Below are 1,051 nucleotides of genomic sequence, written 5' to 3'. Positions count from 1 at the left end.
TATATCAATGAAATTGGATAGTAATAATCATTCAGTATTCTTATTGCATTATCATCTTGTATTAGTTGTAAAGTATCGCAGAGAAGTATTCACCGATGAAATATCTGATTTTGCAAAAGATATGTTCATAGAGATCGGAAAAAAATATAACATTACTTTGACAGAGTGGAATCATGATAAGGTTCATATCCACATTCTATTCAAGGCACATCCTAATTCTGAATTATCAAAGTTTATCAATGCCTATAAGAGTGCAAGTTCTCGACTGATAAAGAAAAACTTTCCTCATATACGAAAAAGACTTTGGAAAGAAATGTTTTGGTCAAGAAGTTTTTGCCTTCTTACAACAGGCGGTGCACCAATTGCTGTCATAAAAAAATACATTGAAAATCAAGGTCGGAGTTGAGGTGAATTGATATGACCAAGCAAAACAAAGCGTTCAAGTTTCGCCTATATCCAAATGAAGAACAGAAAGAATTATTAACAAAAACATTTGGTTGTGTTCGCTTTGTCTACAATAAAATGTTAGCTGAACGCAAAGACATGTATGAAAGATACAAGGATGACAAAGAAGCGCTTAAAAAGCAAAAGTTCCCGACACCAGCAAAGTATAAGGATGAATTTCCATTCCTAAAAGAAGTGGATTCTTTAGCCTTAGCAAACGCACAGATCCAATTACAAAATGCTTATAAGAACTTTTTTGAAGGTCGTGCAGAGTTCCCTAAATTCAAGAGCAAGAAAAAGAAACAATCTTACACAACCAACATGGTCAACGACAATATTAAGCTAGAGAATGGTCATATCAAACTGCCAAAAATCAAAAAGCCAATAAGAATGAAGCAGCATAGAGAAATACCTGCTGATTACAAAATCAAATCTTGTACAATTTCTAAAACAAAGACAGGTAAATACTATATTTCGATTTTGACAGAATACGAGAAAGATATTCAGTCAGTAAAAATCCAGAAAGTTGTCGGTTTGGATTTTGCGATGGATGGTCTATATGTCGAGAGTGAACAGGGTGAGAAAGCCAATTACCCACGTTACTATC

At 33.9% G+C, this 1,051-nt stretch carries 2 protein-coding genes; both read left to right on the top strand.

What is annotated here, in order from left to right; all coding sequences use genetic code 11:
• The first annotated feature begins 7 nt into the window (after positions 1-7).
• Positions 8-406 (top strand): IS200/IS605 family transposase, encoded by a 399-nt coding sequence (gene tnpA / locus HR057_RS16770; protein WP_173732643.1) that lies wholly within the window; start codon positions 8-10, stop codon positions 404-406.
• Positions 407-417: 11 nt separating this feature from the next.
• Positions 418-1,051, top strand: a 634-nt coding sequence (locus HR057_RS16765; protein ID WP_173732641.1) for an RNA-guided endonuclease TnpB family protein, incomplete at its 3' end; no start/stop codon positions are given.

This window comes from Calidifontibacillus erzurumensis (assembly GCF_013303125.1).
Classification (GTDB): domain Bacteria; phylum Bacillota; class Bacilli; order Bacillales; family Bacillaceae_J; genus Calidifontibacillus; species Calidifontibacillus erzurumensis.
The sequence above is the reverse complement of the archived record's forward strand: the minus strand, read 5'-3'. Positions and strand labels throughout refer to the sequence as shown.

Excerpts from the sequence above, each read along its gene's own strand:
- tnpA (WP_173732643.1), top strand. The coding sequence starts at position 8 with ATGAAATTGGATAGTAATAATCATTCAGTATTCTTATTGCATTATCAT.